Here is a 2050-nt window from a genome sequence, read left to right as displayed (position 1 = left end):
TCTTAGAAAAAAACTGTAATATTGTCATTAACTTATCTTTTTGACCAAAATCTCTAGAGGGGTCAATATGGCCTGAACGAGGGGTCAGCATCACCTGAATATCCAACTGCGGAGTTCCTCTCGTTTTTTATCAGGAACAACAATGCTCTCCAAACGGCCATTCTTAAGTTCCCTACTGATGAGCTGGGCATCGATCTTATCTGTTTTGGTGTATTTTTCTTTTCCTTTGCGGTGGATATCTGCAGGATTGACCGCTAAAGATTTCCAGCCGTAACCCTCAAAAGAACGATGGGCGTAATATCCGCAACAGCCGGCTTAATAAGCAGTGGTAACCTTATAATCGGGAAAATGTCTGTTCACATATTGAAATAACTGTTCAGGAACAGGTGGCATGGTAAAAGATTTACCTGCAAAAAGATCGGTGCTGCAATGTATTTTCCAGCTTCTCTTGTGAATATCAATACCAACATATAACTTTGGAATTGAAGCAGTAGATTGAGTGTCCATATCTTATCATTTTTTTATTTAAGATACTTGATTTACTGCTTTTTCATCGATGCTAAAAACAATGCTTGAGTCAGTCTCGAATCGAAACTTCCTGCTCGCTTGCGGCCGCTCGCAAAGTTTTTATACAAGACGTTACCCATCATTTGAAAAAACATAATACAACCTTTATAAAATGAAGAATATCAAATTTATTTTTATTTCCAGTTTATTTATATTTTTTACAGCTTGTCACAAACCGAAAGAAAAGTTTACCATTACTGCCAATCTTAGTGGATTTCCTGAAAATTCAAAAGTTATTATTTCAAATGGTACTACAGGAAAAGTTTTAGACTCTACGAAATTGGTCGAAAACAAATTCGTTTCCACAGGATTTATTGAAAATCCACCAATTCCGATAAGTATAATAATTAATCCAGATAATAATGAAACAGCTTATTCATTCATTTTTATAGGCAATGAAAATGTAAAAATTTCAGGTAATAAAGATGATTTTCCCGATGATTTATCCGTAATAGGTTCTAAACATCAAGAGTTTAAAACCAAACTTGATAATAAAGTTGGGCCATTAAATAAAGAAAGAAATCAAAAAATACAGAAAATGTTTTCCTTAAGACAAGAGGGAAAATGGAACGACAGTTTACAAAATGCTTATTGGTCAAAAGAAGATGGAATGATTACCAAAATCGACAGTCAAACAACTCAACTAACAAAAGATTTTATTGCGGATAATATAAATTCAGATTATGCGCTTTCACAGCTCGTCATTTACAAAACGGATTTTTCTATATCTTTTATTAAAGAGCAACTCAGTAACCTCAGTCCTAATTACAAAAATTCTAAGTATGCTCAAGTATTGAAAACCTTTATAGAAAATGAACCTTTAGATAAAGGGAATAAATTTTACGATTTTACAGCAGAGAACCAAAATGGACAAAGTGTAAAATTTTCGAATTTTTTCAAAGATAAATATGTTCTTTTAGAATTTCATTCACCTTATTGTAGCTGGTCTGGAAAGGCGCTTTCAGAAATTAAGATGTTATCAGAACAAATGAGTGATAGCTTAAAAATCGTAACGTTCAGCGTTGATGAAAACAAAGAAGATTGGCTTAAAGAATATAAAACCAACCAAGTAAGTTGGACAAGTCTATATAATGAAAATGGGAGATACAGTGATGTTTATACAAAATACCAAGTCTTTGCAACACCGACTTACTATTTATTTGAGGAGAATGGAACAGTTGTGGAAAAATGGGATGGCTACAATGAAAATCTGATAGAACAAATTAAGGAACGAATAAAAAACGGTGGGTAACATCATATAAAAAACAATGCTAAAACCTGTGCCTACTCGAAATGCCGTTCTCTCTTGCTGCGCCGATTGTCCTGCGGACAATCAAGCGAGCGAGCTCGCACTATTTTTATACGAGACGTTGTAAAACTGTAATGCTCCCTAAAAATTAGACCATCGGTTAAGTTTAAAATTTAGTAACTTTAATCGATGAATATGAAGAAATCCAGAAGAAAATTTACAGCAGCTTTTAAG

2 protein-coding genes are annotated in these 2050 nt (G+C 33.7%); one reads left to right on the top strand and one right to left on the bottom strand.

Features of this window, described 5'->3' with window-relative positions:
* Positions 1-315: 315 nt before the first annotated feature.
* Positions 316-507 carry a hypothetical protein gene (locus tag IE056_RS18230; protein WP_189606422.1) on the bottom strand — a complete coding sequence of 64 codons (192 nt, stop codon included), beginning with the start codon at positions 505-507 and terminating at the stop codon, positions 316-318.
* Between the two features lie 172 nt (positions 508-679).
* Here IE056_RS18230 and IE056_RS18225 point away from each other — a divergent pair, with 172 nt between their 5' ends.
* A complete protein-coding gene (locus IE056_RS18225) occupies positions 680-1819 on the top strand; it encodes a TlpA disulfide reductase family protein (RefSeq protein ID WP_189606421.1) in 1140 nt (379 codons plus the stop codon).
* The last annotated feature ends 231 nt before the right edge of the window (positions 1820-2050 follow it).

It is taken from the genome of Salinimicrobium marinum (genome assembly GCF_014651535.1).
Taxonomy (GTDB): Bacteria; Bacteroidota; Bacteroidia; order Flavobacteriales; family Flavobacteriaceae; genus Salinimicrobium; species Salinimicrobium marinum.
Note: the sequence above shows the minus strand (reverse complement) of the source record. Positions and strands in the feature narration are given on the sequence as shown.

Excerpts from the sequence above, each read along its gene's own strand:
- IE056_RS18225 (WP_189606421.1), top strand. The coding sequence starts at position 680 with ATGAAGAATATCAAATTTATTTTTATTTCCAGTTTATTTATATTTTTT.
- IE056_RS18230 (WP_189606422.1), bottom strand. The coding sequence starts at position 507 with ATGGACACTCAATCTACTGCTTCAATTCCAAAGTTATATGTTGGTATT.